Origin of the sequence: Candidatus Halocynthiibacter alkanivorans (assembly GCF_003333265.1) — a bacterium.
GTDB classification, from domain to species: Bacteria; Pseudomonadota; Alphaproteobacteria; order Rhodobacterales; family Rhodobacteraceae; genus Halocyntiibacter_A; species Halocyntiibacter_A alkanivorans.
On sequence record NZ_QOLB01000061.1, the window covers coordinates 41,993 to 48,303 of the forward strand.

The following is a 6,311-nucleotide window of genomic DNA, read 5'->3' on the forward strand; positions in this document are numbered from 1 at the left end:
AATTAGGTGTTTGGCATTGATTGAACTATTTCCCTTTATTCAGCCAGAAATATTTTACAATTCCCAAAACCAGCATACCGGCAACAAAAACCGTCAGATCGAGTGAGAGATATCCGTCTGCTCGAAATCGCCAGAACGCAAACAGGCTAAGTAAAACGATATATATCCCAATTACCCTTGGTACTTTCACGCTGAACCTCACCAATCCGCTCTATCAGGCACATTCAGATTGATCTTACGTCACAACGTCAAACTACACGAATCTTTGAGCTTCTGGAGTAAAATCTGCGGTCAGTAAGTCGGGCCGGGAATAAGCATAAATCTGGAAATAGGTACAAGCTACAAAAAAGGGGCAAACTACCGGCTTGCCCCTTTCGAAATTACAGATCCGGTGGCCGGTTCAGTCGACGATTGTCGCCTCGGTGGCGCTGCGCAGCTCGTCTTCCGTGACACCTTCGGCCAGCTCAACGATTTTCAAACCGCCCTCGACCACATCCAGCACACCCAGGTTAGTGATGACACGATCGACCACGCCCTTGCCGGTCAACGGCAGGGTACAGGCCGGGATCAGTTTGCTGACGCCGTGTTTGTTGGTGTGGTCCATCACCACCACAACCCGGCCGACACCAGCGACCAGATCCATCGCGCCGCCCATGCCTTTGACAAGCTTGCCGGGGATCATCCAGTTGGCCAGATCGCCGTTTTGAGCCACTTCCATCGCGCCCAGTATAGCCATGGCGATCTTGCCGCCGCGGATCATGCCGAACGAGGTGGCTGAGTCGAAATAGGCGGTCTCAGCCACTTCAGTGATGGTCTGTTTGCCGGCGTTGATCAGATCGGCATCTTCTTCACCGGCGATCGGGAACGGGCCCATGCCCAGCATGCCGTTTTCCGATTGCAGCGTGACAGTAACGCCCTCGGGAATGAAATTCGGTACCAGCGTCGGAATGCCGATGCCAAGGTTCACATAGGTGCCGTCTTCCAGCTCCATTGCGGCGCGTGCCGCCATTTGATTGCGATCCCACATATCTCTGCCCCCTTATGCTGCGCGCGTTGTGCGCTGTTCGATGCGTTTTTCGTGATCGCCCTGAATGATGCGATGCACATAAACGCCGGGCAGATGAATGCTGTCGGGATCCAGGCTGCCGGTGGGAACAATTTCTTCGACCTCAACCACACAGACCTTGCCACACATTGCGGCTGGCGGGTTGAAATTGCGCGCGGTCTTGCGGAACACGAGATTGCCGCTTTCATCCGCTTTCCAGGCTTTGACGATGGAAAGATCGGCATAAATGCCTTCTTCCAGAATGTAGGTCTCGCCGTTGAAGACCTTTTCTTCTTTGCCCTCGGCAATCACCGTGCCAACACCGGTGCGGGTGTAGAAACCGGGGATGCCGCAGCCAGCAGAGCGCATACGTTCAGCCAGGGTGCCCTGAGGGGTGAATTCAAGCTCCAGTTCACCAGACAGGTACTGGCGCATGAATTCCGCGTTTTCACCCACATAGGAGGAAATCATCTTTTTCACCTGGCGGGTCTGCAGCAGGATGCCGATGCCAAAATCATCCACACCGGCGTTGTTGGACGCAAAGGTAAGTTCTTTGGTGCCCGCATCGCGGATTGCCGCCAGCAGCAATTCGGGAATGCCACAAAGGCCAAAACCGCCGGCAGCGATCTTCATCCCGTCAAACAAAATCCCGTCCAGCGCCTCAGACGCGGAGCCGTATATCTTCTTCATCTTTTCCTCCCCAGAGTGGATCTTCTGCGCAAGCGGCGGCGGGGTCAGCGCACGCCGCAGTGCGGCATGGCGTCACCCTAGCGACAGAATCACGGCGGGGAAAGAATATTTCGTCGCCAATTATTCCCCGGCGTCATCTGCCACGGCTTTGTCGGCCTTTTTCGCCGCCGGTTTCTTTGCCGCCGCCTTTTTGGCCGCCGGTTTTTTCGCGGTGGCCTTCTTGGCAGCTGGCTTTTTAGCAGCGGCTTTTTTCTTCGCCGGTTTCTTTTTACCGGCTTTCTCGGTGATCAGTTCGACCGCCTGTTCCATGGTCAGATCCGCCGGTTCCACGCCCTTGGGCAGGGTGGCATTGATCTTTTCCCATTTCACATAGGGACCATAACGTCCCTCCATCACATTGACGGCGCCGCCCTGATCCGGGTGTTCGCCCAGTTCTTTCAGCGGGGTCGCCGCAGCACGCCCGCCGCCACGTTTGGACAGTTTCTCCGCCAGCACTTCCACCGCGCGGTTCATGCCAATGATGAACACTTCATCCACATCGGGCAGATTGGCATAGAGTTTGCCATGTTTCACGAACGGCCCGTAACGCCCGATGCCGGCTTCCACCAGCTCGCCATCTTCGGGATGCGGGCCCACGGGGCGCGGCAGGCTCAGCAGCAACAGCCCCTTCTCAAGATCGATGTCATCGACCGACCAACCGCGTGGCAAAGAGGCCCGTGGTGGTTTTTTCACCTCTTCAGTGGCTTCGCCGCGCTGCACATAGGGGCCAAAACGACCCGAACGCAGGCTGATCACATCTTCGCCGTCTTCGCCCAGAATCTTATCGCCATTGGGCGCTTCGGGATCGCCGTTGATCGGCCGGGTGTAGCGGCATTCCGGATAGTTGCCGCAGCCGACAAAACCGCCGGTCTTTGAGGTTTTCAGATGCAGCTGACCATTGCCGCACTTCGGGCAGATGCGCGGGTCAGACCCGTCCGCACGTGGCGGGTACAGCTGCGGCGCCAGAGCGGCGTCCAGCTTGTCCAGCACTTCGGAAATCCGCAGATCAGACGTCTCGGAAATCGCCGCCGAGAAGTCGCGCCAGAACCGGTCCAGCACGTGTTTGTAATTGCGCTCCCCGGCGGACACATCATCCAGCTCGCGCTCCAGGTCGGCGGTGAATTCATAGCCGACATATTTGCGGAAGAAGTTCAGCAGGAAGATCGTCACGATCCGCCCTTTGTCCTCGGGGATCAGCCGGTTCTTGTCCTTGGTGACATATTCGCGGTCCTGAATGGTGGTCACGATCGACGCATAGGTAGAGGGGCGGCCAATGCCGAGCTCTTCCATGCGTTTCACCAGCGTGGCTTCAGTGAAGCGGGGCGGTGGCTGGGTGAAATGTTGCGCACCCAGTACGCCGCCATCTTCCGAGAGCACTGCGGATGCGACTTTCTGCATGCCGCCGGTGGTCGCAGTTTCGATCACAGAAGCAGAGCCTTCCGCCTTGGCGAAATCGGCGCTCAGCCCGCCGGCAAACAATGCCGCCGGTTCGCCCTGCATGATCTGGGGCAGCCGTTTGTCATCTTCAGAGGCGACATCGTCGCGCCCCTCTTCATAGACGCGCATAAAACCGTCAAACAGCACCACCTGACCGGTGGCCCGCAGCACGACCTGCTGATCGTCGGAGCCGATATCCACCGTGGTGCGCTCCAGACGCGCCGCTTCCATCTGCGAGGCAATGGTGCGTTTCCAGATCAGATCATACAGCTTGCGCTGATCGGCGTCGGTGATTTTCAGCTGATCGGTGGCCCGCGCCAGCTCGGTCGGGCGAATACATTCGTGCGCTTCCTGAGCGTTCTTGGCTTTGTTTTTGTACATGCGCGGCGACTTGGGCACATACTCGGCACCGTAACGGTCCTTGATCGCATCGCGCGCAGCCGCAATCGCTTCGGGCGCCATGTCGATACCGTCGGTCCGCATATAGGTGATGTAACCGGCCTCATAGAGCCGCTGGGCGGTGCTCATGGTCTGGCGCGCACCCATGCCGAATTTGCGGCTGGCTTCCTGCTGCAGTGTCGATGTCATGAACGGGGCAGACGGGTTGCGGCTGCCAGGTTTGGCCTCCACTGAGGTGACCGACAGCGCGCGGGAGGTGACCGCCTGAACCGCCAACTCGGCTGCAGTGGCGTTATCAATGTCGAACTTGTCGAGCTTCTGGCCGCCGAGCACGGTGAGGCGCGCTTCAAAATTCTTGCCGCGTGGCGTCGAAAATGCCGCTTTCACCGACCAGTATTCCCGGGCGTTGAAGGCTTCGATCTCCATCTCGCGTTCCACGATCAGACGCAGACAGACCGACTGCACCCGGCCGGCGGATTTGGCGCCGGGCAATTTGCGCCACAGCACCGGTGAGAGGTTAAAGCCCACCAGATAGTCCAGCGCCCGGCGGGCCAGATAGGCCTCCACCAGCGGCGCATCCACTTCGCGCGGGTTTTTCATCGCCTCGGTGACGGCCGATTTGGTGATCGCATTGAACACCACCCGGCTGACGGGCGTCGATTTGTTGATCGCCTTGCGCTTGGTCAGGGTTTCCACCAGATGCCAGCTGATCGCTTCTCCTTCGCGATCCGGATCGGTCGCGAGGATCAGTTCGTTGTCGTCTTTCAGCGCGTCGACAATGGCTTTGACATGCTTGCGGCTGTCGTAACCGACTTCCCATTTCATCTCGAATTCGTTGTCGGTATCGACCGATCCGTCTTTTGCCGGCAGGTCACGTACATGCCCATAAGAGGCCAGAACGGTATAATCGCTGCCGAGATAATTATTGATCGTTTTGGCTTTGGCCGGAGATTCGACGACGACGACGGGCATGAAAGGTCCTTTCGCTATGCGCGAGCGTTATGGCGCTGCAAAACAGATTTGGGAAGGGTGGAATGTAAATGATCACTATTATCTAGGGGAGAGTAGCCGCATATTACAAGTTGTTTCAGGCGTATAGGTGGGAGATTGTTAAAGTATGCTAAATTTATTTATTGCGATTAATGTCCTCTTTGCAGGCCAGGTCAGCGCTCAGAGCTGGGTAGAGCCGGCGCGGGGAAGCACCGGGCGGGCCGCGCTGATGGATGCGTTGCGCCCTCATGCGGAGTGGGCTCTGGGCGCGCCGGTACAATTTGTGGTGGGTGAATCGCGCATGAGTGGCGACGTTGCTTTTGCGTCTGTGAACGCCCAGCGACCGGGCGGCGGGGCCATTGACCTCACCCATACACCGATGGTGCTGCGGGACGGCTGGGATCCCCATGACGGGGACGGCACCGCGCTCCAGGCGTTGTATCGAAAATCCGGCGCCACCTGGGTTGCGGTGCATCATGAGGTCGGCGCTACGGACGCGTGGTTCCTGTGGCAGCCGCTTTGTGAGGAATATGATGCGGTGATCGGCGATTACTGCGATTTCAACTGAGCAGATCAACTGCGCGACAACAGTCCGCCCGGCTGGCGGGTGATTTTGCCTTCCAATTCCAGGTTCAGCAGTTCCGGCGCAATGTCGCGGGCGCTGACCTCCAGGTCCCGGATCAGCTGGTCTTCGGCCATCGGGCTGGGCGACAGCCGGTTCAGAATGACCGTATGCAGCGCCGCGGTCTGTTTCAGGCTGCGTTCTTGCGGTGGCGCGGCGGGGCCGGAAACATCGGAGGTGGCTGCTGGCAGGGTCGGGGCAGGGGCGTTTTCGGCCAGATCCTCGATCACCACCGGGTAAGTGCCGCCGGCCAGCACCTCAAGCACATCTGCGGGGCCGCGCACCAGGGTGGCGCCGTCGCGCAGCAACATATTGCATCCCGAAGCACGGGCATCAAACGGGTGGCCCGGCACCGCCAGCACGTCGCGGCCCTGGTCCAGCGCATTGCGCGCGGTGGTCAGGCTGCCCGACCGTGCCGCCGCCTCAACCACCACAACCGCGCGGCTGAACCCGGAAATGATCCGGTTGCGTACGGGGAAATGGCGGGCAAAGGGTTTCATCCCCATTGGTTGCTCTGACAGGCGCAGACCTCTTTCCGCGATCTCCTGGGCGAGTGACGCATTTTCGGCCGGGTAGACCACATCAACGCCGCCGGCCAGCACAGCGATTGTGCCGGTCTCCAGCGCCGCCAGATGCGCGGCGGTGTCGATGCCGCGCGCCAGTCCCGAGACCACCACAGTGCCACTTTCCCCGACACCCGCAGCCAGCGATTTTGCCATCCTCAAACCAAGAGAGGACGCATTTCGCGCCCCCACAATGGATACCGTTTCCCGGCCGGTTAATGTCAGATCGCCAATCGCCCATAGCAGCGGCGGCGCATCGGCAATATCGGCAAGCTCAGACGGGTAATGGGGGCTGCCAATGGCGATCAGCTCAGCCCCGGCCAGCGCGCCGGCCTGCAGTTCAGCCTCGGCGGCCTCCACAGAAAAAGGGGAATAGTCGCGTACACCGGCGGCTTTGGCAATTTTGGGTAATTCTTTTAACGCCTCTGCGGCGCTGCCATGTTCAGCCATCAAGCGGTAGAATGTCGCGATGCCAACACGGCGTGAACGCAAGAGGCGGAGCCAGGATAAACGATAATCCTCGGGG

General features: G+C 59.1%; 5 protein-coding genes. 1 reads left to right on the forward strand and 4 read right to left on the reverse strand.

Features of this window, described 5'->3' with window-relative positions:
- Positions 1–400 precede the first annotated feature (400 nt).
- The 3 genes from DWA01_RS05690 to topA all read right to left on the reverse strand — a co-directional run bounded on the left by DWA01_RS05690 (position 401) and on the right by topA (position 4,582).
- Positions 401–1,027: a 3-oxoacid CoA-transferase subunit B gene (locus DWA01_RS05690; protein ID WP_114284870.1), complete on the reverse strand. Its 627-nt coding sequence runs from the start codon at positions 1,025–1,027 to the stop codon at positions 401–403.
- A 12-nt stretch (positions 1,028–1,039) separates the two neighbouring features.
- Positions 1,040–1,735, reverse strand: a complete 696-nt coding sequence (locus DWA01_RS05695; protein WP_114284872.1) for a CoA transferase subunit A — start codon at positions 1,733–1,735, stop codon at positions 1,040–1,042.
- A gap of 120 nt (positions 1,736–1,855) precedes the next feature.
- Positions 1,856–4,582: a type I DNA topoisomerase gene (topA, locus tag DWA01_RS05700; RefSeq protein ID WP_114284873.1), complete on the reverse strand. Its 2,727-nt coding sequence runs from the start codon at positions 4,580–4,582 to the stop codon at positions 1,856–1,858.
- Positions 4,583–4,727: 145 nt separating this feature from the next.
- Between topA and DWA01_RS05705 the strand changes: the two genes are divergently transcribed.
- Positions 4,728–5,168, forward strand: coding sequence for a hypothetical protein (locus DWA01_RS05705; protein WP_114284874.1), 441 nt, complete (start codon positions 4,728–4,730; stop codon positions 5,166–5,168).
- Between the two features lie 5 nt (positions 5,169–5,173).
- On the opposite strand, the gene dprA is transcribed toward DWA01_RS05705, so the two are convergent.
- A partial coding sequence (dprA, locus tag DWA01_RS05710) for a DNA-processing protein DprA (protein ID WP_235008434.1) occupies positions 5,174–6,311 on the reverse strand: 1,138 nt, incomplete at its 5' end.

What these genes read in the sequence shown, in the direction of transcription:
- DWA01_RS05705 (WP_114284874.1), top strand. Translation starts at nt 4,728, where the DNA reads ATGCTAAATTTATTTATTGCGATTAATGTCCTCTTTGCAGGCCAGGTC.
- DWA01_RS05695 (WP_114284872.1), bottom strand. Translation starts at nt 1,735, where the DNA reads ATGAAGAAGATATACGGCTCCGCGTCTGAGGCGCTGGACGGGATTTTG.
- DWA01_RS05690 (WP_114284870.1), bottom strand. Translation starts at nt 1,027, where the DNA reads ATGTGGGATCGCAATCAAATGGCGGCACGCGCCGCAATGGAGCTGGAA.
- topA (WP_114284873.1), bottom strand. Translation starts at nt 4,582, where the DNA reads ATGCCCGTCGTCGTCGTCGAATCTCCGGCCAAAGCCAAAACGATCAAT.